Source organism: Actinomadura coerulea, from assembly GCF_014208105.1.
Classification (GTDB): domain Bacteria; phylum Actinomycetota; class Actinomycetes; order Streptosporangiales; family Streptosporangiaceae; genus Spirillospora; species Spirillospora coerulea.
The window spans coordinates 2010683-2033486 of record NZ_JACHMQ010000001.1; the positions used below are offsets into that span (position 1 = coordinate 2010683).

At 71.8% G+C, this 22804-nt stretch carries 18 protein-coding genes and 1 pseudogene; 14 read left to right on the forward strand and 5 right to left on the reverse strand.

All coding sequences use genetic code 11. The features are described 5' to 3' along the window. Positions 1-94: 94 nt before the first annotated feature. The 5 genes and pseudogenes from BKA00_RS09275 (at position 95) to BKA00_RS09295 (ending at position 4739) form a co-directional block, all read left to right on the forward strand. Positions 95-1285, forward strand: a complete 1191-nt coding sequence (locus tag BKA00_RS09275) for a coiled-coil domain-containing protein (protein WP_185024533.1) — start codon at positions 95-97, stop codon at positions 1283-1285. Continuing rightward, the gene (locus BKA00_RS09280; RefSeq protein ID WP_185024534.1) at positions 1285-1854 is read left to right on the forward strand and encodes a GNAT family N-acetyltransferase; all 570 of its coding nucleotides are present in this window, start codon (positions 1285-1287) and stop codon (positions 1852-1854) included. Before BKA00_RS09275 ends, BKA00_RS09280 begins: the two co-directional genes overlap by 1 nt. 451 nt (positions 1855-2305) lie before the next feature. After that, positions 2306-3166: an alpha/beta hydrolase gene (locus BKA00_RS09285; protein WP_230299324.1), complete on the forward strand. Its 861-nt coding sequence runs from the start codon at positions 2306-2308 to the stop codon at positions 3164-3166. Further along, positions 3163-3369, forward strand: a pseudogene (locus BKA00_RS09290) (PIG-L family deacetylase); the annotation flags it as partial. The gene BKA00_RS09285 and the pseudogene BKA00_RS09290, both read left to right, overlap by 4 nt. A 161-nt stretch (positions 3370-3530) precedes the next feature. Further along, positions 3531-4739, forward strand: coding sequence for a barstar family protein (locus BKA00_RS09295; RefSeq protein WP_185024535.1), 1209 nt, complete (start codon positions 3531-3533; stop codon positions 4737-4739). A 163-nt stretch (positions 4740-4902) separates the two neighbouring features. On the opposite strand, the gene BKA00_RS09300 is transcribed toward BKA00_RS09295, so the two are convergent. Beyond that, a complete protein-coding gene (locus tag BKA00_RS09300) occupies positions 4903-5562 on the reverse strand; it encodes a TetR/AcrR family transcriptional regulator (protein ID WP_185024536.1) in 660 nt (219 codons plus the stop codon). Positions 5563-5764: 202 nt separating this feature from the next. Here BKA00_RS09300 and BKA00_RS09305 point away from each other — a divergent pair, with 202 nt between their 5' ends. From BKA00_RS09305 to BKA00_RS09315, 3 genes are all read left to right on the forward strand, one after another. Further along, the gene (locus BKA00_RS09305; protein ID WP_244993781.1) at positions 5765-6871 is read left to right on the forward strand and encodes a serine hydrolase domain-containing protein; all 1107 of its coding nucleotides are present in this window, start codon (positions 5765-5767) and stop codon (positions 6869-6871) included. Positions 6872-7057: 186 nt separating this feature from the next. Then, positions 7058-8845: an ABC transporter ATP-binding protein gene (locus tag BKA00_RS09310; RefSeq protein WP_185024538.1), complete on the forward strand. Its 1788-nt coding sequence runs from the start codon at positions 7058-7060 to the stop codon at positions 8843-8845. Continuing rightward, positions 8842-10557: an ABC transporter ATP-binding protein gene (locus BKA00_RS09315; protein WP_185024539.1), complete on the forward strand. Its 1716-nt coding sequence runs from the start codon at positions 8842-8844 to the stop codon at positions 10555-10557. The genes BKA00_RS09310 and BKA00_RS09315 overlap by 4 nt, the downstream gene beginning before the upstream one ends. A gap of 699 nt (positions 10558-11256) precedes the next feature. On the opposite strand, the gene BKA00_RS09320 is transcribed toward BKA00_RS09315, so the two are convergent. Next, positions 11257-11616 carry a nuclear transport factor 2 family protein gene (locus BKA00_RS09320; RefSeq protein ID WP_185024540.1) on the reverse strand — a complete coding sequence of 120 codons (360 nt, stop codon included), beginning with the start codon at positions 11614-11616 and terminating at the stop codon, positions 11257-11259. 490 nt (positions 11617-12106) lie between these two features. Between BKA00_RS09320 and BKA00_RS09325 the strand changes: the two genes are divergently transcribed. From BKA00_RS09325 to BKA00_RS39765, 4 genes are all read left to right on the forward strand, one after another. Then, positions 12107-13267 carry an IS30 family transposase gene (locus BKA00_RS09325; protein ID WP_221493078.1) on the forward strand — a complete coding sequence of 387 codons (1161 nt, stop codon included), beginning with the start codon at positions 12107-12109 and terminating at the stop codon, positions 13265-13267. Between the two features lie 93 nt (positions 13268-13360). Further along, positions 13361-14098 (forward strand): VOC family protein, encoded by a 738-nt coding sequence (locus BKA00_RS09330; RefSeq protein WP_185024541.1) that lies wholly within the window; start codon positions 13361-13363, stop codon positions 14096-14098. 269 nt (positions 14099-14367) lie between these two features. Then, the gene (locus tag BKA00_RS09335) at positions 14368-14907 is read left to right on the forward strand and encodes a DUF1062 domain-containing protein (protein ID WP_230298830.1); all 540 of its coding nucleotides are present in this window, start codon (positions 14368-14370) and stop codon (positions 14905-14907) included. Positions 14908-15006: 99 nt separating this feature from the next. Continuing rightward, complete coding sequence (locus BKA00_RS39765; protein ID WP_185024543.1) at positions 15007-16134, forward strand: sensor histidine kinase; 1128 nt, start codon at positions 15007-15009, stop codon at positions 16132-16134. A 303-nt stretch (positions 16135-16437) separates the two neighbouring features. Here the strand turns inward: BKA00_RS39765 and rox are convergent, their stop codons facing one another. Beyond that, positions 16438-17865 (reverse strand): rifampin monooxygenase, encoded by a 1428-nt coding sequence (rox, locus tag BKA00_RS09345; RefSeq protein WP_185024544.1) that lies wholly within the window; start codon positions 17863-17865, stop codon positions 16438-16440. A 421-nt stretch (positions 17866-18286) separates the two neighbouring features. Between rox and BKA00_RS09350 the strand changes: the two genes are divergently transcribed. Continuing rightward, positions 18287-18805: a MarR family winged helix-turn-helix transcriptional regulator gene (locus tag BKA00_RS09350; protein ID WP_185024545.1), complete on the forward strand. Its 519-nt coding sequence runs from the start codon at positions 18287-18289 to the stop codon at positions 18803-18805. Between the two features lie 45 nt (positions 18806-18850). Here the strand turns inward: BKA00_RS09350 and BKA00_RS09355 are convergent, their stop codons facing one another. Then, complete coding sequence (locus BKA00_RS09355) at positions 18851-19840, reverse strand: helix-turn-helix transcriptional regulator (protein ID WP_185024546.1); 990 nt, start codon at positions 19838-19840, stop codon at positions 18851-18853. Between the two features lie 106 nt (positions 19841-19946). On the opposite strand from BKA00_RS09355, the gene BKA00_RS09360 reads away from it, so the two are divergent. After that, positions 19947-20372, forward strand: a complete 426-nt coding sequence (locus BKA00_RS09360) for a VOC family protein (protein ID WP_185024547.1) — start codon at positions 19947-19949, stop codon at positions 20370-20372. A gap of 87 nt (positions 20373-20459) precedes the next feature. On the opposite strand, the gene BKA00_RS09365 is transcribed toward BKA00_RS09360, so the two are convergent. Then, positions 20460-22769 (reverse strand): ATP-binding cassette domain-containing protein, encoded by a 2310-nt coding sequence (locus tag BKA00_RS09365; RefSeq protein WP_185024548.1) that lies wholly within the window; start codon positions 22767-22769, stop codon positions 20460-20462. Positions 22770-22804: the final 35 nt, after the last annotated feature.

The following is a 22804-nucleotide window of genomic DNA, read 5'->3' on the forward strand; positions in this document are numbered from 1 at the left end:
ACCAGATAGAGTCACATCTTCAGGTTTCGAGAAACCATGAAACTGAATCGCGGTTTCGCGGAAATCGCCCCGCGAACCCTGTCATGATGATGAGATGGCCGATCTTGAACCTCCGGCGCCCGGCGCCGACCGCGAAGTGCAGCCCGCCCCGGGCACCGCAGGCGCGCCTGCTCCGTCCTCTGCGTCCGGGAGCCCGGGGGAGGAGGCCCCCGCCGCGCCGCACGGCCGGTGCAAGCACTGCCGAGGGCCGCTGCCCCCGCGCGCCGCCACCGGCCGCCGCCGCGAGTACCACCACAGCGGAGAAGGCCCGGACGGCCAGGACTGCCGGGAAGCGGCCCGGCGAGCTCGCGAGTCCGCCGTCGGCGCAGCCGCCGAGCAGCCACTGCAGGCCCTCATCACCTGGGCCGACCAGGAGGAGGAACACCGCCGCTCACACGCCGGCCTCCTGCGCGCGGCCGCCGCCCGCGACGACCGGCTCGCCGCCGACCTGGCCGACCTGCGTACCGCCGTGCTGGAGCGCAACACCGAACTGGAAGCCCAGACCGCGCAGGCCCAGTCCGCCGCGACCGAGGCCATCACCGCCCGCCAGACCGCCGAGGCACGCGAGCAGACCGCCCTGGCCGCCGCCGCCGAGGCACGCGCCGCCGCCGAGCGGGCCACCGAGCGCGCCGACGACGCCGCCGAACTGGCCCGCCAGGCGGAAACCGCCGCGGACGCGCACCGGATCGCCCGGACCAAGGCCGAGCAGGAGACCGAGGCGGCCATCCGGACGGGCAAGGAGGCGCGCACCGAACGCGACGCCGCCCGCGCCCGGCTCAGCGAGGTGGAGCAGGAACTGGCCTCGGTCCGCGTCCAGGCCGACGCCCTGGCCGGACGGCTGGACGACACCGTCCGCGAGCTGGCCGCTGCCCGCCACACCCTCGTCGAGAAGGAAGCGGCGATCAGCGAGCTCACCGGACGGCTGGAGCGCGCACAGCAGGAGACCGAGGCGGTCCGCGACCGCGCGGCCGAGGACGTGCGAGCCGCCCGCGACACCGCGGAGAAGGAGGTCCGGCGCGCCGACGCGCAGCGGCAGAGCGCCCTCGACGCCGCCGAGCGGACACGCGGTGAACGCGACCAGGCCCGCACCGACCTGGCCGCCGCACAGGCCGCGCACCGCGCCGAGTTGCAGGCACTGGAACGCGAGCGGGACGCCGCCCGGGCCGCGGAGGCCGAGCAGCGCGAACGCGCCGTCCGAGCCGAACAGGCCGCCCCGACGGACGGTGCCGCGGATATCGTCGGATGATGCCCAAGATCCTTCACGGCGAGCAGGTGACCCTGCGGCCCGCGACCATGGCCGATGTGCCCGCGCTGGCGGCGATCCGCGCGAAGCCGGAGGTCCGCCGGTGGTGGCGGGGCGGCCCCGACCTGGCCGCCGAAGTGGCCCGCGAGCTCGCCGAACCCGACGACGGAAAACTGGTCATCGAACACGAGGGCCGGACCGTCGGCCTGATCCAGTGGCATGCCGAAAAGGACCCCGACTACCGGCACGCCGGCATCGACATCTACCTCGACCCGTCAGTGCACGGGCGCGGCCTGGGACCCGACGCGATCCGCACCCTCGCCTGGCACCTGTTCGACGACCGCGGCCACCACCGGATCACCATCGACCCGGCCGCCTCCAACGGCGCCGCCATCCGCTGCTATGAGAAGGTCGGCTTCCGCCCGGTCGGCGTCATGCGCCAGTACGAACGCGACATCGACGGCACGTGGCACGACGGTCTCCTCATGGACCTTTTGGCCGACGAGTTGACCGACCGCGCCACCACATCGGCAGCCGAGGGGGAGTGCCGCCAGGAGCCGGCAGAGCCGTAATCACCCAAGAAACCCCAAGCTTCCGTTCCTCGCGAGTTGGCGCTCGTCCGTCCGGACCAACTCCGGCAGGGCCGGAATGGCGCGGGCGGCAGGGCAGCTGAGCTGCCGGATCGGGGACACCTTCTCGAACCCGCGTTCCAGGAACAGCCGGGTCGCAGTGCCGGAGATCGCCTGTCGGGTCTGCTGCTTCTTCAGCTCACGAAGTCCAGCGGTCATGCGGCCCCTGGGTTCATGGGTCAAACCTAAAAATCTTGTTGACATAAACTTATGCTCACTCTAAGTTCTGTTGTGTTCCCACGAGGGCAGCGCGCATGAACCTGCGTGTCACGCCACCGGCGCCGTCCAAGAAGAGGCCGTTTCCGTACGGCAAGCACATCCGCTCGAGCCCCCGGCCCATGCTCCGCAAGCCGCTGCCGATGCGCGGCAAGAGGGGCCGCTGAGGAGAACACCCGTGCACATCCGCGCCACCGCCGAAGAGCTCGCCGCCGTCAAGGCTCGATTCGACCTGCTGACGGCCGGCGTTCCCGATCCGCCCGCCGACTCCGACCAGGCGCCCGCGCTCCCCGGCGCGGGCGGCCTGCCCGGCCAGTGGGTGAACGCTTCCGAGCAGTCCGGCACCGACGCGGGAGTAGTGCTGTACGTCCACGGCGGCGGCTTCGCGCACACCGAGCCACGAGCCGAACGGCTCCTGGGCTACCACCTGTCCAAGGCCACCGGCCGCCCGGTCTTCGCCGTCGACTACCGATTGGCCCCCGTCCACCCTTACCCGGCGGCGCTGCACGACGTGCTGGCCGCGCACGACGACCTGCTCGCCCGCGGAGCGGCAGAGGTCGTGCTGTTCGGCGAGTCGGCGGGCGGCACCCTGGTGCTGTCGGCCCTGCTGGAGCTCAAGGCTGAGGGGAAACCGCTGCCTAGGGCCGTCGCGGTGTCACCGGTGACCGACCTGACCCTGTCCAGCCGCTCCCTCAAGGCCAACGACGGGCAGGACCTGATCAACCGTGCCGTGCTGGAGCGGGTCTGCGCCCAGTACCTGGCGGGAGCACGGCCCGATCAGGCGCCGCAGTCGCCCCTGCACGGCGACCTGGCCGGGCTGCCGGACCTGCTGCTGGTAGCAGGCTCCCGAGAGGTACTGGCCGATGACGCACGCCGCTTCGCCGGGGCGGCCAAGGACGCCGGTACTCACGCCGTCCTCGACGTCTACGAAGGCATGCCGCACGTCTTCCATCTGGCGATGCTGACCGGCACGCCGCTCACGACCACGACCACTTTTCTCCGCCGCCTGGCGGACTTCACCAACGAAAGGTCTGCATGAACCTGCGTGTTACTCGAAGAGAGCCGTTGCGCCTGATGAGCGTGCACGCCCACCCCGATGACGAGTCGAGCAAGGGCGCCGCGACCCTCGCGAAGTATGCCGCCGAGGGCGCGGACGTCCTGGTGGTCACCTGCACCGGCGGCGAGCGCGGCAGCGTGCTCAACCCCGCCATGGACCGGCCCGAGGTGCGCGACGACCCGGCCACGCAAGGTGCTGATCTCCGGCGGCGGGGTGGCCAGGCGGTCGACCTCCACGGCCCCGCGCTGACCGTGCTGGAGCGGACGGGCCGGTGTCGCGGCTCAGGGCGGCAGATAGCGTTGTCGAAGTGACGGGCCCGGGCTGGACGGAGCAGGACGTTGCGCCGATGTGGCTGCTGGTCGATGACGGCAGTGACGGCGTGGACGGCGAAGAGGTGCCCCTGGCGCTGTGCGTCGACATCGACGGCTTGTTCGTCGCCCCCCAGCCGGCCCCGGCGCCGGAGTACTCCACGTTGATCGGTTGCGAGCTGGCGGGAGCGTTGCGGGACGTCCTGTCCACCACCGGATCCGACCAGGCGTGGCTTGCGAGCATCCTTCTGGACCCGGTGCATGATGCGGAGCGGCCACCGCCGCACGGTTGCCAGCGCTATGCCCAGGGTTGCTCGTGTATGGAAGAGCTGTGTGACGTCACCGTCCTCAGCCATCGCCCATCGCAGGTCGGGCCGGGGCTCCTCGACCTGGATCTGCGCGGCCATCTGCGCATCATGCCCGAAGACCACTGGCCTCCCGCGCAGCCGCCGCCCGCGCAGGCGTTCCTGCTGTCCGACATCGACGGAAACCCCCTGGGCCACTGCCACAGCACCACTGGGATCTTCCGCGAACGCCTCCGTCCGGCCGACCAGCCGGTGACTCTCGTCGGCTGCCGTCCGGCGGTTCCGCTGCAGGACCTCCTGGAGAGGAAATCGGCCCGGCGGCGCTACCTGCGGGCGATGGTCCACGTCGTTGATCGAAGCGGGCGCGCGGTATCCACGACCACCATGGTGTCGGCGACCGTGACCGCGACGCGCCCCAGTCGGCTCGGCACCGGGCTGGTCGACATCGACCTCGACAGCGGCGTCAGCGATCCTCTCCCGCACGGCGCCCGGGAGATCTGGAAACTCTGGCACACCGGCCGTCCGACCCGATCGAACCTGTGGTCCGGCTACGACCGGGCGCTGCGACATGAATGGTGCCGTGCGGCGATGACCCACCATCGCCATGACCGGCCGGACCGGCCGGCTGGAGGCACCTACGACCTCGACGGCCGCTACATCACCGACCTGGAGGGCTTCTATTGCGCCCTCGGCGAGGCCGTCAACGGCCCTGGCGGCTACTTCGGCTGGAACAGCCAGGCACTCCACGACTGCCTGCGCGGCCGGTGGGGCGCCGCCCCTCCGTTCCGTCTGCGCTGGCACCGGTCCGACGTGGCGCGCCGCGATCTCGTCCCGGGCTATGATCGCCCGTCCTACGACATCCGCCTCTGGGGCCCGGCTGTCACCCTGCAGGACCTCCTCGACGTCCTCAGCGAAGCCGGCATCACGGTCGAGCTTCGATGACCGCTCCGGCCTGCGGTCAGCGGTCGGCGGGGTGGGGCCGAGGACGGCGGAACGCCCTGGACATCATGGACGTCGTCCGGCACCTGGTCGCCTAGGGCTAGGCCATCTCCGCCGACCGGCCGGCGCTGTCGCGGTACCTGCGCGCCCTTTCCGAGCCGGTCGGTTAGCTCGAGTGGATCGCGGCCTCGATGTGGGCGAGTTGGACGGCGAGGATCTCTTCGAACGCCGCGCGGCGGTCGACCCCGAGAGGACGGACGTCGCGGGCGAACTGGGCCACGGCAGGGAAGCGTTCGGGGTCGGCGCCGAGCACCGTGACGCGGAACAGCTCCATGCCCTGCTCGTACTCTTCGGGGGTGAGGGTCCTGACCCCGGCCTCGGAGGTGATCAAGGCGGCGACGAGGACCGCGATCCGGTGGTAGCGCGCCGGGATCTCCTCGTCGGGCAGTCCCGACGAGTGCAGAGCCTGCAGCATCTCCTCCATGACCATCCGGGAACCGGTGCCGCCTGAGGCGTAGCGCCCCCAGACCGCGGCGAGCTGGGGGTGCCGGCCGAAGGCCTCTCTCACGCGCAGGGCCAGGGTCGTGATGCGCTGCTTCCAGTCGCCTTCGGGCCGGTAGCCGTCCATGGCGGTCAGGATGATCCGGTCGGCTACCGCGCGCAGCAGTTCGGTCTTGCTGCGGAAATGCCGGTAGAGGCTGGAGGAGTCGGTGCCGAGCGCCGCGGCGAGCTTGCGCACGCTGAACGACTCGGCGTCGCTCGTGCGCAGCAGCTCTACCGCCGCGTCCAGGATCTCCTCGGTCGACCAGCGCCTTCGACCTGCCATCTCGCTCCTCTCGCCAGCCGCCAGCCTAACCTATGCACTCGCCGTTGCACTTGCCGTAGCACGCACCGCGTGCATAATGACTGCTGAGCACCCTCGGATCGCCGGGCAGGCGGTCGGCCGACGTGCCGTGTGCCGCGAGCGGTCAGGCAGAGGCGGAGCTCACCCCGAGGAAGACGAAGGGACGCATGTCGTGAGGAACCTGTTGGATCCCGCAAAGCTGAGCAACGCCATCGAGAACGTCCACCGCGCCGGGATGCCTGGCCTGTTCGCCGAGGTGCGAGACGGCGACGAGGTCTGGCGCGGTGCCGCAGGGGTCGCCGACCTCTCCACCGGCCGTCCCGTCACCGCCGACATGCGGCACCGGGTCGGTAGCATCACCAAGACCTTCACCGCTGCCGCAGTCCTGCACCTGGTCGACGGCGGCGAGATCGGGCTCGACGCGCCGGTCGGGCGCTACCTGCCGGAACTGGTTCCCGGAGAACGCGGTGACGCGATCACAGTCCGGATGCTGATCAACCACACCAGCGGGCTGGGGGAGTACCTCCCCTACGCCTACCCCTCCCTCAGGGCGTTCCCCGATCTCGCGGAGTGCAGGCCGCAGAGCCTGGACGACCACCGGCTCACGCGGTTCGACTCCACCGAGCTGATCGAGATGGGGGTCACCGCACCCGCCGCCGGGGCCCCCGGCGGCACTCCGGGGCTGTACTCCAACACCAACTACCTGCTCCTCGGTCAACTTCTGGAGCGGGTGACCGGTGTCGCGGCCGAGAAGTACATCACCCAGAACGTCATCGAGCGTGCGGGTCTCCAAGACACCGAGTTCCCGGACGGGCCGCAGATCAACGGACCGCACTCGCGGGCCTACGAGGCGTTCTTCGGCATGATCGACCCGCCGCGCGACTACAGCGTCTTCGACATGTCCTACGCGGGGCCGTCGGCCTCGCTGATCTCGACCGTGGCCGATCTCAACCGCTTCTTCGGCCTGCTGCTCGCCGGTGAGATCGTCCACCCGTCGTCGCTGGCGCGGATGCAACGCACCGTCCCGATCGTCTCCCAGGAGGGCAAGGTGATCGAGTACGGCCTCGGCCTGTATCCGATGGAGGCGGCCGGCGGCGGCATCTTCTGGGGGCACGGCGGCACGACCTGGGGAGCTGGAGCGCTGTCCATGATCAGAGGGGACGGCGGGCGGCGGATGTCGGTCGCGATGAACCTGCAGAGGTGGAACACACTCGACGCTTCGGGCAGGCCGCAGCCGCACCCCATCGACGACGCGCTCGCGGCCCTCTACCGCGTGGCGATGTCCGGCTGACCGGGCCGGAGAGAGTCCCTCTCGCCGACCCGACGCGGTGCCGAGACGGGAGGCCGGAGTTCGTCGCCCGCCTTCCTCGGTATGCCCGCCTGACTCCGCAGGCGAAGGCCGCGCAGACGGAGATCTTCCTCGTTCCTCCGGACGGCCTGTCGGCTGACGGGGTGCCTTCTCAAAGACAGGAGAACGATGACCACGACCGACTTGGCGCCGACGAGGGAGCAGCCCCCGCCCCCACAGGGCGCCGACGACGTGGCGGGACAGTCCGTGGCGGGACTGCTGCGCCCCTACCGATGGAGCTTCGCCGCCGTCGTCGTCCTGCAGGTGGTCGGCGCCGTCGCGGGCCTGGCGCCGCTGCTGGCGGTCGCCGAACTGGGGCGCACCCTGCTGGCGCCGGGCCCCCTCGACCACGATCATGTCTGGTTCGTCGCGTTCGCCGGTGCGGCCGGTCTGTTCGTCCGGCTGCTGTTCACGGCCGCGTCGTCCGGAATCGGGCACCTTCTCGACGGCCGCGTGCAACTGGCCCTTCGCCGGCGACTGGCCGCGCGGCTGGGACGCGTGCCGATCGGCTGGTTCTCCCGGCGCCGGACCGGCGAGCTGACCAAGGTGGTGGGCGAGGACGTCAGCGCCGTGCACCCGTTCATCGCCCACGCCCCCGGTGAGCTCGTCGCCGCGTTCGTGGTGCCGCTGGTCTCGCTGGTCTACCTGTTCACCATCGACTGGCGGCTCACGCTGATCACGCTGATCCCGGTGGTGCTGGCGGTGGCGCACGTCCCGCTGATGATGACCCCGGCCCGGCTGCGCGAGGAGAAGCGGTTCGACGCGGCCATGGGGCAGATCGCCAGTTCCGTCGTCGAATTCGTCCAGGGCATCTCGGTGGTCAAGGCGTTCGGCGCCACCGGACGGGCCCACCGCACGTTCCGCACGGCGACCGACGAGTTCGTCGGCGTCTTCTACCGCTTCGTGCGCGGCCTCTCGGTGGTCGCCGCCGGAATGCAGACGGTGCTGTCTCCGCCGTTCGTGCTGCTGGTCGTCCTGATCGGCGGCACCGCCCTGATCACGAACGGCGGCCTACCCCCGGCCGACCTGCTGCCCTTCCTGCTGCTGGGGCTCGGTCTGACCGCTCCGGTGGAAGCCCTCATCGCCCACAGCTTCGACGACCTGCAGGCCGCCAGGCGCGCGGTCGGCAGGATCCGGGACGTGCTCGAGGTGGCGCCGCTGCCGGAGCCCGCGCACCCGATCGCGCCGCAGGGCCACCGGGTGGAACTGCGCGACGTCCGCTTCGGCTACCAAGACGATCGCGAGGTGCTGCGCGGGATCGACCTGGTCCTCGAACCGGGCACGGTCACCGCGATCGTCGGGCCGTCGGGCAGCGGCAAGTCCACGCTGGTCCAGTTGCTGCCGCGCTTCTTCGACCCGACTCACGGTGCGGTCACCCTGGGCGGCGTCGATCTGCGCGAGCTCAGCAGCCATGACCTCTACCGGATGGTCTCCTTCGTCTTCCAGGACGTGCGCCTCCTGCGCGCATCGGTCGCGGACAACATCGCGCTGGCCGTACCGCACGCCGACCTCGACGAAGTGATGCAAGCGGCCCGGATGGCGAACATCCATGACCGGATCCTCGAACTGCCACACGGCTACGACACGGTGCTCGGGCAGGAGGCCGGGCTGTCGGGTGGCGAGACGCAGCGGATCGCGCTCGCCCGCGCCCTGCTCGCCGACACGCCCGTCCTGGTGCTGGACGAGGCGACCGCCTTCGCCGACCCGCAGACCGAGCAGGCGGTACGGCGGACGTTGGCGGCGCTGGAGGGCGATCGCACGATCCTGCTCATCGCCCACCGCCTGGAGACGGTCGCCGACGCCGACACCGTCGTGATGCTGGACGACGGATCGATCGTCGAACAGGGCAGGCCCGCCGACCTCCTCGCGGAGAACGGGAAGTTCGCCGCCTTCTGGCAATCCAAGGAGTACCGATGATCCGCATGCTGCTGCGCGTATTGGGCCACGACCACGCCCGGCCAGTGCGCCGCACCGTGGCCTTGATGACGATCACCGCGATCGTCGAGGGATTGTCCTACGCCCTGCTGGTTCCCGTGCTGCGGGCCCTGTTCGGCAGCGACCCCGAAGACGCGCTGCCCTGGCTGATCGCGTTCGGAGGCGCGGTCGCGGTCTACGCGGTGCTGCGCTATGTCAGCGATCTGCTCGGCTTCCGCACCGGAACCGCGCTGCTGCGCGGCATGTACCACCGTCTCGGCGACCACCTGGCCCGGCTGCCCCTCGGCTGGTACAGCACCGGCCGAGTCGGGGAGGTGTCCGTTCTGGCCAGCCAGGGCGTGTTGCAGACGATGGGCGTGATCGCGCATCTGCTGGGCCCCTACATCTCCGCCCTCGCCACCCCCGCGACGATCGTCGTCGTGATGCTCGCCTTCAACTGGCAGCTGGGGCTGGCCGCGCTGGTCGCCGTGCCGCTCGTGGCGGCGATCCAGATCTGGACCGGCCGTTCGATCGCCGCGGGCGACGCCGACCGCCACGAACGCGAGACCGAGGCCGCCGGGCGGGTCGTCGAATACCTCCAGGCCCAGCCGGTGCTGCGCGCCGGCGGCCGGAGCGTCCAGCGCTTCGCGTTGCTCGACGACTCGCTGCGGGAGCTCCAGCGCGCGTCCCGCCGGACCGTGCTGTCGGTGCTGCCCGGCATGATCGGCTTGACGGTCGTGGTGCAGGCGATGTTCACCGCGCTGCTGGTGCTGGGCACCTACCTCGCGCTCGGCGGGGCCATCGGCGCGGCAGAGGTGCTGGCGATCCTGGTGCTGGCCGGCCGCTGCGCCGACCCCCTGCTGTCGCTGGCCGACATCGGCGGCAAAGTCCGCAGCGCGCGCTCCGAGCTGGCCAGACTCGACGCGGTCCTGCGCACCGAGCCGCTGCCGGAAGCACCGGAACCGATCCAGCCGGTGGGCCATGGGTTGGAACTGGAGTCCGTCGCCTTCCGGCACGGCGACCGCAGGGTGTTGGACGGTCTGTCGTTGTCCGTGCCCGAGGGGCACCGGCTCGCCGTGGTCGGCCCCTCAGGCGCGGGCAAGAGCACCCTGCTGCAGTTGCTCGCGCGGTTCTACGACGTGGACGCGGGCGCGGTGCGCGTGGGCGGCGTGGACGTGCGCGCCATCGGCACCGAAGCGTTGATGGCGAAGATCTCCATCGTCTTCCAGGACGTCTACCTCTTCGACGGCACGGTCGAGGAGAACGTGCGGCTCGGCCGGCCCGACGCTTCCGAAGCCGAGGTACGGGCGGCGGCGAGCGCCGCGCGGCTGGACGAGGTGATCGAGCGGCTGCCCGGCGGCTGGGCGGCGAACGTCGGCGAGGGCGGGGCGCTGCTGTCCGGAGGTGAACGCCAGCGCGTCTCGATCGCGCGGGCCCTGCTGAAGAACGCGCCCATCGTGCTCCTGGACGAGGTCACCTCCTCCCTGGACCCGGTGAACGAGGCGGCCGTGCACGACGGCATCGAACGCCTGATGGCCGATCGGACGGTCGTGATGGTCGCGCACCGGATGCGGACCGTCCGACGCGCCGACCGCATCGCCTTTCTCGACGGCGGCCGGATCGTGGAAGAAGGACGCCACGACGAGCTCCTCCACCGCGCCGGCCGCTACGCCGACTTCTGGAGCGCTTCCCTGACCCCGGCAGCACATGACTGAACCGGTAGGTCGCAGCTCCGTGGAGACGACCAGACGAACCGCCTCACCGGTCAGCTGCGCGGGACCAGTCCTCGTCCCCGCCCTCGACCAAGCCGATGAGGATCCTGCCGCGCTGCGATCACGGTTCTCGTTCTTTCGCTGAAGATGAACGATGCCGCAGCCGACAGGCTGGGGGTGCTGAACGGGCTGGGCGGCCTCGACCCTCCGAGCGGCCTCGCTCCCGGCCTCCGGGGCCGCGCGACGCAGGGAATCGTCCGGCGCGGAAAGGTGCTGACCGAGGCAACCACGGACGACCGGGCTTCGTCGAGTTGCGGCGTGTTGCCCTTATGCGCGGCCTCATAAGGGCAACACGCCGCAAGTCGACGCTGGGCGCCGACGGGATCTGGGTTGACGAGCATGCCGGGGCGCAGTTGGTCGAGTTCGCGGCCCTGGTCGAGCAGCGTGGCGACGAGTGTTTCCAGGGCGGGCTTTCGCGGGCCGCTGCGGCCAGGGCGGGGTCGTTGAGGAAGCGGACGAAGTAGGCCACTGTGATTGTGATTGACGTAAGCCATCCGGGAGGGCGCCCGGCGTCCCTCGACTCACGCATCAGGAGCAGTCATGTTCACCCCCTGCGAGGCTGATCAGCCTCGCAGGGGGTTCGAAGCAGCTTCCTAATGCCGTCTGCCGTCGTGCGGTTCGCCCTGCAACGTGTCGGTTATGTCAATCGGCCGCGCTGGCGTGCACGGCGATGATTCGCCAGCCGTGCGTCTCGTCGTGGAGCCAAGTACGTGTGTAGCGCATCCTGGCCGCGAACGGCGTCCCGGAGACGGTCCCTTCGACGGTGCCGAGAAACCACGTCACCCCGGTGCGCCCATCGGCGAGCACGGTCAACTCCTCCTCAGCCACCCTGGTCAACACCTGCGCCCGAGTGCGGTGCGCCTCCAGGTCGTCCGCCTTGGTCTGAACGTTCGCACCGAAGGTAAAGATCAGCCGATCATCCAGCAGTCGGTCCAGCGCCTCGACATCTCCAGCGAGCTGCGCGGTCTGAAGTCGGCGCTCGGCGTCCCGCAAGTCTTCCATGAGGCCCACCTTCCCAGCCGGCGCCGTATCCGCACCAGGACGTTCACGCTCGGCTGATCTTCGTAGTCCGATCCCGGGACTCCTATCGCCGGTGAGTGGTATCGAGTTCAGAAGGTTTCCCGACGCCCCGCCGACCCGCCCCGCGCCACCCGGAAACCGGATATTGGGGAGAGAACCGCCCCTCCAGCAGAGCGATTCCGGGCCCGGATTGGCGCCAGGATTTACAGATCGAAGGGCTCCTCCAGCCCTTCCCCGAGGAGCCGTCAGTGCGGATCGTCTACTCGCGCGTGTCCACCGCGGCCCAGTCCCTGCTGCGCCAGCGCCACATCCTCACTGAGGCGGGCCTCCTCGTACGGACCGAGGGGCCCGCGCTCGCCGACGGGCTGGGGCCATCGACCCTCCGGGGAAAGTTGACTTGCGGCGTGTTGCCCTTATGCGCGGCGGCGGTCTCTAGTGTCTGTTGCAACGAGATCCCTGGAAGGATCTTGTTGTGCCGGGAAGACGTCTGACAGCTGCTGAGCGCGCGCAGATCGAGGTGTTGTTCGGTGCGGGCCGGTCGTTTCCGCAGATCGCGGAGGCGATCGGCCGGGACCGGTCAACTGTGTGGCGGGAGGTGCGCCGTAACCACTCCTATCGGCGGTCGGACGCCGGTGGGGGCGGGGCGCGGTATCCGGGCCGGGCGACCACCGCGTGTCCGGGCGGGCTGGGCGGGCTGTACCGGTGGACGTACTCGCATGTGGCCGCGCAGCGCAAGGCCGATGAGCGGGCGCGTCGGCACCGGCCGGGCAAGTTGATCGGCAACAGCGGGAACAAGGGCCGGGCCTGGTGCCAGGGCCGGTTGTGGCCGGTGGTGCGTGATCTGCTGGTGCGGCGGTGGTCGCCGCAGCAGATCGCGGCGCACCTGCGCGCCGCCTATCCTGACCAGCCGGAGATGCGAGTGTCGCACGAGACGATTTATCAGGCGATCTACTACCAGGCCCGGGGCCGGATGCGGGCCGAGCTGGCCCGGCAGCTGCAGTTGCGGCCGGGGGAGGGGTCGGTGCTGCGCAGCGGCCGCGCCGCCCGCCGTCCGCCCTCGCGTCTGGCCCGCGCCGAGAGCGCGGCGCGCAGCCGCCGGCCCTGGATCCAGGGCCTGCACATCTCGGCCCGGCCCGCCCAGGCGGCCGACCGGGCGGTGCCGGGGCACTGGGAGGGCGACCTGGTGATCGGGGCCCGCGGATCCAGCGCCATCATCACCCTGGTCGAGCGCACCACCCGGTTCGTGATGCTCGGCGCGTTGCCGCACTCACGCGTGTCCGAGCAGGTCACCGGCGTGCTGACCACTTTGATGCGGCGGTTGCCGGCCGAGCTGGCCGCGACCTTGACCTGGGACCAGGGATCGGAGATGGCCCAGCACGCCGACTTCACCCTGGCCACCGGGTGCCGGGTCTACTTCTGCGACCCGCACGCGCCCTGGCAGCGCGGCTCCAACGAGAACACCAACGGGCTGCTGCGCCAGTACTTCCCCCGCTCCTCCACCGACTTCCGCAACTACACCCAGCACGACCTCGACGAAGTCGCCCGCCAGCTCAACGGACGACCCCGCCAAACCCTGAACTGGAAAACCCCAGCCCAAGCACTCAACGAATACCTCGTTGCAACAACCGCTTGACACCGCCGGCCTCATAAGGGCAACACGCCGCAAGTCGACGCTGGGCGCTGGCGGGTCGGGGCGTTCGTCCTGATGGGCATAGGGTTGGGCGGCATGGCGCTGCGACTTGTTCAGGTGAACTTCAAGGCTCGGGATGACTCGGCGCTCGGCCGGTTCTGGGCGGAGGTGCTCGGCTGGGGCACCTCCAGTGAGGGGCCCGGGGTGACCAACCTCGAGCCCGAGGGCTTCGACTGGCCGGACCCCACCGCCGTCTGTGTCGACCTCGTCACCGTTCCGGACCCGGAGACGGTGAAGAACCGGGTGCACCTCGATCTCGCCACCACGTCCGCTGCCCATCAGGCGGAGCTGGTCGCGCGCCTGAAGGATCTCGGCGCGACGCCCGCGGACGTGGGCCAGGGCGATGTCCCGTGGACGGTCATGGCCGATCCGGAGGGCAACGTGTTCTGCGTCCTGGAGCCTCGGGAGATCTACCGGGACACCGGGCCGATCGCCGCGGTGGTGGTCGACTGCGCGGATCCGCGGGGCATGCTGGAGTTCTGGGGCGGGGCGTTGGACTGGACGCTGCACGAGGTGACCGATGATCGTGTGGTGCTGCGTTCCGCCGAGGGCGTCGGCCCGTATCTGGAGTTCATCCGCGCGTCCGGCACGAGGACGTGGTGGAACCGCGTGCATATCGACATGTTGCCCGACCCCGTCGAGGACAAGGACGCGGAGGTCGCCCGGCTGCGGGGCCTCGGTGCCACGGATCTCGACCTCGGCCAGGGGGACGTGCCCTGGACGGTCCTCGCGGACCCGGAGGGCAACGAGTTCTGCGTCCTCGGGCGGGGCTGACGCAGACTCGGCACCGCCGAGAAAACCGCTTGAGCCTTCCTTCGGGGTCCCGTAGGTTGCCTGCGGCCCTGTCGCAGTGAAGACAAAGGACAGAACCGCGTGACCCCGCCTGCTCTTCAGATCTGACACGTTCTTCCGCTCACCTGTAGCCGACGCTGCCGTCGGCTCCGCCGGGCTGCCGTCGCGCGCCCGGTCGTTCAGCGTTCGAGGCCGCGCCTAATCGGCCTCGTGTCAGGTCTAGAGAGCTCATGTCTTCACAACCTCATATCGTGCTGCCCTGGGTCGTTCGCCGGACCAGGCTGCCTCTGCTGTCGCTGCGGTGCGTGGACTGCGGGTCGCGGTCGGCCACCACCGGCGAGGGCAGGTTCCGTGTCAACGCCAACGGCAAGTTGCTGGACGTGTGGCTGCTGGTCCGCTGCGTCTCCTGCGACCGGACGAGCAAGCTGCCCGTCCACGAGCGGGCGGCGGTCAGGTCCCTCGATCCGGCCGAGCTCCACGGCTACCGCGTCAACGATCCGGGGCTGGTGGCGTCCAGGCTGCTGGATCCGCTGCTGGCCCGGCGCAACCGCTTCACCCTGGACTGGACGGGGGCCTGGCGGCTGGACATCCCGTCGCCGTGGCTCGACGAAGGGTGGCCGGTCCAGGTGGGGGTCGTCTTCGACGATCCGGTGCCGGTGCGGCCGGACCGGCTCATCGCGCGGGGGCTCGGCCTCAGCAGGAACGAGGTGCTGCGCCGGATCAAGTGCGGCGTTCCGCTGCGCCGTCCGACGAGCGCCGGATTCACCTTCACCGTGATGCCCGAGGGGTAGTAGCGGAGATCTGGCCGGGCGGGCCACCCGGCCCGCCCGGCCTCCGCTCGTTTCCCGCACGGCCGGTGGCAGGAAGCCGCGCTGATAGCGTCTGCAGGCGTGCGGGACCGGTTCGAGGCGTCGTTGCCGGCGCGGTGGAAGGCGCCGCTGGTGGCGGGCGCGCTCGCGGCGCTGTCACCGGTGCTGCTCCTGGCGCCCCGCGGCGTTCCGGCCGAGGCCGGGCGCCCGCTGGTGTCGGCGCTCGTCGTCGTCCAGGCCGCGGCGCTGTGGTGGCTGGGCACGCGTCCCACCGTGGTCACCGCCGTCGCGGTGGTCTCCGGGGCGGCCCTTCAGGGTCTGGTTCCGGCGGCCGGGCCGGGGATCGCGCTGGTGGTGCTGAGCACGTTCGCCTGGCTGCGGCCGGCGCGGACGTCGCTGTGGGGGGCGGTGGGAGCGGCGGCCGTGCTCGGCGCGGCGGCCGGTGCCGGCGGCCATGGCGTCGCGGCGTTCCTGTGGCCGGTCGCGGCGGTCCTGGCGTGGAGCTGGGGCGCGCTCGGACGGGCGTGGGCGGCGCGGCGGCAGGCCGAGGCGCGCAGGGCGGTGCTGGAGGAGCGGGCTCGGATCGCGCGTGAGCTGCACGACGTCCTGGCGCACACGGTGTCGGTGATGGTGGTGCAGGCCGCCGCCGCGGACGATGTGTTCGACATCAGCCCCGAGAAGGCGCGGCAGGCGGTGCGGAGCCTGGAGGCGTCGGGGCGGGAGGCGCTGGTCGAGCTCCGCCGCTTCGTGCGCACCGTGCGGCTGCTGGACGAGGAGAGCGCGGCGGTCCCCGGTGGCGACGCCCCGGTGCCGCAGCCGACCCTCGCCGATCTTGAGCGGCTCGCCGGGACGGTGGAGGCCGCCGGGCTCCCCGTCCGCGTGGTGCGGGAGGGTTTGGAGGACGCCGACATCCCGCCGGGCGTGGCCCTGTCGGCGTACCGGATCGTGCAGGAGTCGCTCACCAACGCGCTGCGGCACGCCCGCGCGTCCGCCGCCGTCGTCACGGTCGGCGCGCGGGACGGCCGGCTGACCGTGGAGGTCCGCGACGACGGGACGGGCGGCGGCCGGTCGCCCTGGACGGGCGCGGGGCAGGGCGTCGCCGGGATGCGCGAGCGCGCGGCGCTGCTGGGCGGGACGCTGGAGGCCGCGCCGGATCCGGCGGGCGGGTTCCGGGTCCGCGCCCAGCTGCCGCTGGAGGAGCCCGCCTGACGGCCCGGGCGCTCGCGCACGGTGTGCGGTCCCGGGCGCGGACCGTGGTGGTCGCCTACGACCTCGGGGTGGTCCGGCCCGTCTCTCCGTCTGAAGACGGAGCGCGCAGGCCAGTCCGCCGCCGGAGGTGCGGTGGCGGGTCCCGTCCCTACCGTCGGGGGATGGTCCTTCCTCGAACCCGGTCGCGCCGGGCGGGTAGCCGCGCCGGCGGCGGCAGCGGCGCGCCGCGCCCCAGGGCTCTTCGCCGCGTACCGGCTGATGGGCGGGGGCAGGACGAACGGCCGGTCGGTGCCGGTCGTGTGCTCAGGCGGTGGGGGCGCCGAACCATCGGGCCATGGGGCCGAGCAGGTCGGTCTGGTCGTCGCCGACCCATGCCACGTGGCCGTCGGGTCGCAGCAGGACCGCGGGCACGTCCAGTTCCTCGCTGGTGTCGGCGACGCGGTCGACGCGGTCCGCCCAGCCGGCGACCGACAGGCGGCCGGTCTGGTCGAGCAGCAGTCCGCGGCCGTCGTGCATCAGCTCGTAGAGGCGCCCCCGCTTCAGCGTGACGTCCCGGAGCCTGCGGCCGACGAGCGGGTGCCCGCCGCCGAGGTCGTAGCGGATCCCGATCGCGATGATCTTCTCGGTCAGGTGCCGGTTCACCTCGTCGATGTCCATCAGCTCCGACAGCAGCCGGCGCACGGCCTGGGCGCCCGGCTCGGTGGACATCAGCTCCATCTGCGCGCGGGTGTTGTCCAGCACGTCGGCGGCCACCGGGTGCCGTTCGGCGTGGTAGGTGTCCAGCAGTCCCTCCGGCGCCCGGCCTTCGACCTCGGCGGCCAGTTTCCAGCCGAGGTTGAAGGCGTCCTGGATGCCGAGGTTGAGGCCCTGGCCGCCGACGGGCGGGTGGATGTGCGCCGCGTCGCCGGCCAGCAGCACCCGCCCGACGCGGTAGCGGTCGGCCAGCCGGGTGGCGTCGCCGAAGCGGGACAGCCAGCGAGGTGAGTGGGCGCCGAAGTCGGTGCCGGCGACCGCCCGGAGCCGGCGTGTGAACTCCTCGAGCGTCGGCGGCGCCGAGCGGTCCTCGGCCACGCCGTCGGCGGGGACGACGATGCGGTGGACGCCGTCCCCGATCGGTCCGACACCGAACCGCTTCTGGGTTTCGCGGACCTCGGCCATCACGGCGGCGAGTTCTTCGGGAGGCGCGGTCACCTGCATCTCGCCCAGAAGCGTGTCGACGCGGGTGGGTTCGCCGGGGAAGCCGATGCCGAGCAGCCTGCGGACGATGCTGCGCCCGCCGTCGCAGCCGACGAGGTAACGCGACCGCAGCCGCGTGCCGTCGGCCAGTTCGGCGGTCACCCCGTGCTCGTCCTGGCCGACCCCGACGACCTCGCGTCCGCGCTGGATCTCGGCGCCGAGCTCGGCGGCGCGCTCGGCCAGCAGGCGGTCGGTGACGGGCTGGGGGATGCCGAGGACGTGGGGGTGCGCGGTGTCCAGCCCTTCGGGCGCGGGCGTGCGGATGGCGGCGAAGAAGCCGCTGATCGGGTACGTCTTGCCGTGCGCGAGGAAACGCTCCAGCAGGCCGCGCTGGTCCATCACCTCGATGCTGCGCACGTGGAGGCCGAGCGAGCGCACGAACGGGGTCGGCTCCGCCTCCTTGTCGAGCACGAGCACGCGCACCCCGTGCAGCCGAAGCTCGGCGGCCAGCATCAAGCCGGTCGGCCCGCCGCCGACCACGATCACGTCGATCATGAAACCCCATTCACGAGAGTGGTTCTGGGCCGTCCCGCCAGAGCGGGGCCCGCGTGTGCCGGCTCGCACGCGGATGCGCCGCGAGCCTGGCCGTCGGCGCCGTGCCCGCACGTCGACGCCGGCACCGGGCGCGTCCCCGTTCACGCAGGTACTGGCCTCGGCCGATGATTCTGGGGGACGACGGGGGCCTTGCCGCAAGCCCCCCGGTCGGCTATAAGTTGAAAATGGACGGGCCACATCGATCTGCCGACCTCGCACCGCCCGTGCGTGTGGACCGCCCCCGGTTCGTCCCGCGCCCGCTGCTGCGGGTCGCCGCCTTCTCAGCGCCGATGCCTGCGGAGCAGTGTGCCGTGCGCGTTTCGCGCGAAAGACTCTCTCAATCGATAATCTCAACGTTGAGATTGTCGCGGGAGGGCGGGACATGGCGGACGCGGTGGACGCGATCCTGGCGCAGTGGGGCCGCGAGCGTCCCGACCTGGACGTGTCGGCGATGGGCGTGGTCGGGCGGATCTCGCGGGCGCAGGCGCTGCTCGGGCGGGAGCTGAAGGATTTCTTCGCCGCGCGGGGGCTGGAGAGCTGGGAGTTCGACGTCCTGGCGACGCTGCGCCGGCACGGCGCCCCCTACGAGCTGACCGCGGGGGCGCTGCTGCGGGCGGCGATGGTCACCTCCGGGGCGATCACCAACCGGATCGACCGGATGGAGGCCAAGGGGCTGGTGGAGCGGGTGCGCGACACCGGGGACCGCAGGTCGGTGCGGATCCGGCTGTCGCCGCGCGGCCTGGAGATCGTGGACGAGATGGTCGGCCTGCACGCCGAGAACGAGGAGCGGCTGCTGGCGGCGCTGTCGCCGGCCGAGCGGGGGCACCTGGCCGCCGCTCTGCGCACGCTGCTGGAGTCGCTCGGCGACACGACCCTCGGCTCCCCGTCCGGCGGGAGCTGAGGCCCCCGGCCGCTTGCAGGGCGGGCGTCCGCGCTGTCGGGGTGGTCAGGTGGCGGCGGGCGCGGTGAAGGGGCGGATGGCGCGGGTGGCGCGGTCGGCGATGGCGGCCAGGTGGTCGGCGAGTTCGGGCGGGTCAAGCAGCGTGTAGTCGATGGGCAGCAGGGTGACGCGGTAGGCCAGGAAGCGCATCGAGTCCGACCGGGTGTGCAGCAGGCAGGTGCGGTCGTCGGCGGGTTCCAGGACGCCCTGCCAGGCGGTGACGTGCTCGGCGGCCTCTTCGGCGGGGGCGTGCAGCAGCAGCCGCGCCCGGATGGTGCCCGATCCGCCGGCGAGGGTGTCCATCGCCCAGGAGGCGGCGTCCGCACCGCCGGGCAGGCGGAGTTCGGGGCCGCGCATGCCGGTGCGGTGCGGGTCGGTGACGCGGTCGGCGCGGAAGGTGCGCCAGGCGGCGCGGTCCTCGTCGTGGGCGACCAGGTACCAGCGGCGGCCGGCGGTGACGAGGCGGTGGGGCTGGACCAGCCGGCGGGTGCCGCGGCCGTCGGCGGCGGTGTAGGTGAAGCGGACCTTCTCGCGGGCCAGGCAGGCGGCGGCGAGCAGGGCCAGGACGGCGGGGTCGGCGGCGGGCGGCGCTCCGTCCTGGGACGGGAGGGGCACGGCGGCCTCGGTGAGGGCGGCGACGCGGTGCCGCAGCCGGTGGGGCAGCACCTGGTCGAGCTTGGCCAGGGCGCGCAGCGAGGCGTCCTCGATGCCGGTGACGGCGCCGGACGCGGCGGTGCGCAGGCCGATCGCGATGGCGGTGGCCTCCTCGTCGTCCAGTAGCAGGGGCGGCATCGCGGCGCCCGCGGTGAGCCGGTACCCGCCGGTGGTGCCGTGGGTGGCGTGGACGGGGTAGCCGAGGTCGCGCAGGTGGTCGATGTCGCGGCGGATGGTGCGGGCGGTGACGCCGAGCCGCGCGGCCAGCTCGGTGCCCGACCATTCGCGGGGCGTCTGCAGGAGGGACAGCAGTTGGAGCAGCCGTCCGGACGGATCACGCATGTCGCCCATCCTGCCGCGCCAGTAGGACGTTGGGTGACCTATTGCCCGTCTAGCGTTTGGTGCATCGGGGTCGGAGCGTCCGGTTCCGGGAGATCGGAGGCACGACATGCTGCGGGGATTCGCCACCATCAGCTTCTGGGCGGACGACGTGGAGGCGGCCAAGGACTGGTACGCCGAGCTGCTGGGGATGCAGCCGTACTACCGCGTCGCGGGTCCGGACGGCCGCGCCGCCTACTACGAGTTCCGGGTGGGCGACTACGAGCACGAGCTTGGGCTGATCGACGCGCGGTTCCGTCCGGGAGGGCCGCCGGCGGGTCCGGGCGGGGCGGTCATGTTCTGGCACGTGGACGACCTGGAGGCGGCGGTGGAGCGGCTGCTGGCGATGGGCGCGCGGCAGCACGAGAAGATCACCGAGCGGGGCGAGGGGACGGGGTTCGCGACCGCGTCGGTGGTCGACCCGTTCGGCAACGTGCTGGGCGTGATGACCAACCCGCACTACCTGGAGGTGCTGGCCAGGGCCGCGCCCCGCTGACGCCCCCGCTGACGGCCCCGTCGACGGTGCCGCGTTCGCGGGCTGCGCCGCCCGGCCCGCCGGGGATGTCCGGCGGGCCGGGGCGGGTCAGTCCTGCTGGACGTAGTCGCGCAGGTGGCGGGCGGTGAGGGTGTCGGCGCCGGCGACCAGGTCGGCGGGCGTGCCGGTGAACACGACGCGGCCGCCGTCGCTGCCGGCGCCGGGACCGAGGTCGATGATCCAGTCGGCGTGGGCCATGACGGCCTGGTGGTGCTCGATGACGATGACGGTGTTGCCGGCGTCGACGAGCCGGTCCAGCAGGGCCAGGAGCTGGTCGACGTCGGCCAGGTGCAGGCCGGTGGTGGGTTCGTCCAGGACGTAGGTGGCGGCCTTCTCGGCCATGTGGATGGCGAGTTTGAGGCGCTGGCGCTCCCCGCCGGACAGGGTGGTGAGGGGCTGGCCCAGCCCGATGTAGCCCAGGCCGACGTCGGCGAGGCGGTCCAGGACGGCGCGGGCCTGCCCGGCGGTGAAGAACTCGCGGGCCTCGGCGACGCGCATGGCCAGGACCTGGCTGATGTCCTTGCCGCGCAGGGTGTAGGTGAGGACCTCGTCGGTGTAGCGGCGGCCCTGGCACCGCTCGCACACCGAGGCGACGCCGGCCATCATCGCCAGGTCGGTGTAGACCAGCCCGATGCCCTTGCAGGCCGGGCAGGCGCCTTGGGAGTTGGCGCTGAACAGGGCGGGTTTGACGCCGTTGGCCTTGGCGAAGGCGGTGCGGATGTGGTCCAGCAGCCCGCTGTAGGTGGCGGGGTTGCTGCGGCGGGAGCCGCGGATGGGGGACTGGTCGACCACGACGACGCCGTCGCGGCCGGGCAGGGAGCCGTGGATCAGGGAGCTCTTGCCGGATCCGGCGACGCCGGTCACCACGGTGAGGACGCCGAGGGGGATCTCGGCGTCGACGTCCTTGAGGTTGTGCAGGTTCGCGCCCTTGACGGCCAGGTGCCCCGACGGCTCGCGGACCTTCTCGCGCAGCCGGGCGCGGTGGTCCAGGTGCCGTCCGGTGAGGGTGCCGGAGGCGCGGAGGCCGGCGAGGTCGCCGGTGTAGCAGATCCGCCCGCCTTCGGCGCCGGCTCCGGGGCCGATGTCGACGACGTGGTCGGCGATCGCGATGGTCTCGGGCTTGTGCTCGACGACCAGGACGGTGTTGCCCTTGTCGCGCAGGCGCAGCAGCAGGTCGTTCATGCGGGCGATGTCGTGGGGGTGCAGCCCGGCGGTGGGCTCGTCGAAGACGTAGGTGATGTCGCTGAGGCTGGAGCCGAGGTGGCGGACCATCTTGACGCGCTGGGCCTCGCCGCCCGACAGGGTGGGGGACTCGCGGTCCAGGCTGAGGTAGCCCAGGCCGATCTCGACCAGGGAGTCCAGGGTGCCCTGCAGGGCGGCCAGCACCGGCGCGACGGACGGCTCGGTGATCTCGCGGACGACGGCGGCCAGGTCGCTGATCTGCATGGCGGCGCAGTCGGCGATGTTGAGGCCGCCGATGCGGCTGGCGAGGGCGGCGGGGTTGAGGCGGGTGCCGCCGCAGGCCTCGCAGGCGCTGAAGGCGACGGCGCGCTCGACGAACGCGCGGATGTGGGCTTGCAGCGACTCGATGTCCTTGTCCAGGTAGAGCCGCTTGACCCTGAGAAGCAGGCCCTCGTAGGTGATGTTGACGCCACTGCTCTTGACCTTGGTGGGGGGCTTGTGGAGCAGGTCGTCCCACTGGGCGGGGGTGTAGTCGCGCAGCTTGGCGTCCGGGTCGAACAGCCCCGAGTCGGCGATCACCTTCCAGTACCAGGATCCGACGGCGAAGCCCGGGACGGTGAGGGCGCCCTCGTTGAGGGAGAGGTCACGATCGACCAGCTGGTCCAGGTCGATGCGGGAGGCGCGGCCGAGCCCCTCGCAGTCGGGGCACATGCCCTCGGCGTTGTTGAAGCTGAACGCCGAGGAGGTCCCGGCGTGCGGCTCGCCGAGGCGGCTGAAGACGATGCGCAGCATGGTGTGGGCGTCGGTGGCGGTCCCGACGGTGGAGCGGGAGTTGGCGCCCATCCGCTCCTGGTCGATCACGATCGCGGCGCTGAGGTTGCGCAGCGCGTCGACGTCGGGGCGGCCGACGCTCGGCATGAAGCCCTGCACGAAAGCGGTGTAGGTCTCGTTGATCAGGCGCCGCGACTCGGCCGCGATGGTGCCGAACACCAGGGACGACTTGCCCGACCCCGACACCCCGGTGAACACGGTCAGGCGGCGCTTGGGGACGTCGAGGCTGACGTCGGCGAGGTTGTTCTCCCGCGCGCCGCGGACCTCGATCACGTCGTGGGCGTCGGCGGCCCGGAGCGCGCCGGCGGGCGGCTCGGGCTGCGCGGTCGTCGGCTGGAGCGGCATGGGGGCTTCCTCACTGGCTTGGTATCTTAGGACGT

Bases quoted from the DNA above. Each gene is read 5' to 3' on its own strand.
- BKA00_RS09295 (WP_185024535.1), top strand. From the start codon at position 3,531: ATGTGGCTGCTGGTCGATGACGGCAGTGACGGCGTGGACGGCGAAGAG.
- BKA00_RS09350 (WP_185024545.1), top strand. From the start codon at position 18,287: ATGGCGGACGCGGTGGACGCGATCCTGGCGCAGTGGGGCCGCGAGCGT.
- rox (WP_185024544.1), bottom strand. From the start codon at position 17,865: ATGATCGACGTGATCGTGGTCGGCGGCGGGCCGACCGGCTTGATGCTG.
- BKA00_RS09275 (WP_185024533.1), top strand. From the start codon at position 95: ATGGCCGATCTTGAACCTCCGGCGCCCGGCGCCGACCGCGAAGTGCAG.
- BKA00_RS09315 (WP_185024539.1), top strand. From the start codon at position 8,842: ATGATCCGCATGCTGCTGCGCGTATTGGGCCACGACCACGCCCGGCCA.
- BKA00_RS09330 (WP_185024541.1), top strand. From the start codon at position 13,361: ATGGCGCTGCGACTTGTTCAGGTGAACTTCAAGGCTCGGGATGACTCG.
- BKA00_RS09360 (WP_185024547.1), top strand. From the start codon at position 19,947: ATGCTGCGGGGATTCGCCACCATCAGCTTCTGGGCGGACGACGTGGAG.
- BKA00_RS09320 (WP_185024540.1), bottom strand. From the start codon at position 11,616: ATGGAAGACTTGCGGGACGCCGAGCGCCGACTTCAGACCGCGCAGCTC.
- BKA00_RS09300 (WP_185024536.1), bottom strand. From the start codon at position 5,562: ATGGCAGGTCGAAGGCGCTGGTCGACCGAGGAGATCCTGGACGCGGCG.
- BKA00_RS09365 (WP_185024548.1), bottom strand. From the start codon at position 22,769: ATGCCGCTCCAGCCGACGACCGCGCAGCCCGAGCCGCCCGCCGGCGCG.
- BKA00_RS09355 (WP_185024546.1), bottom strand. From the start codon at position 19,840: ATGCGTGATCCGTCCGGACGGCTGCTCCAACTGCTGTCCCTCCTGCAG.
- BKA00_RS09280 (WP_185024534.1), top strand. From the start codon at position 1,285: ATGCCCAAGATCCTTCACGGCGAGCAGGTGACCCTGCGGCCCGCGACC.
- BKA00_RS09310 (WP_185024538.1), top strand. From the start codon at position 7,058: ATGACCACGACCGACTTGGCGCCGACGAGGGAGCAGCCCCCGCCCCCA.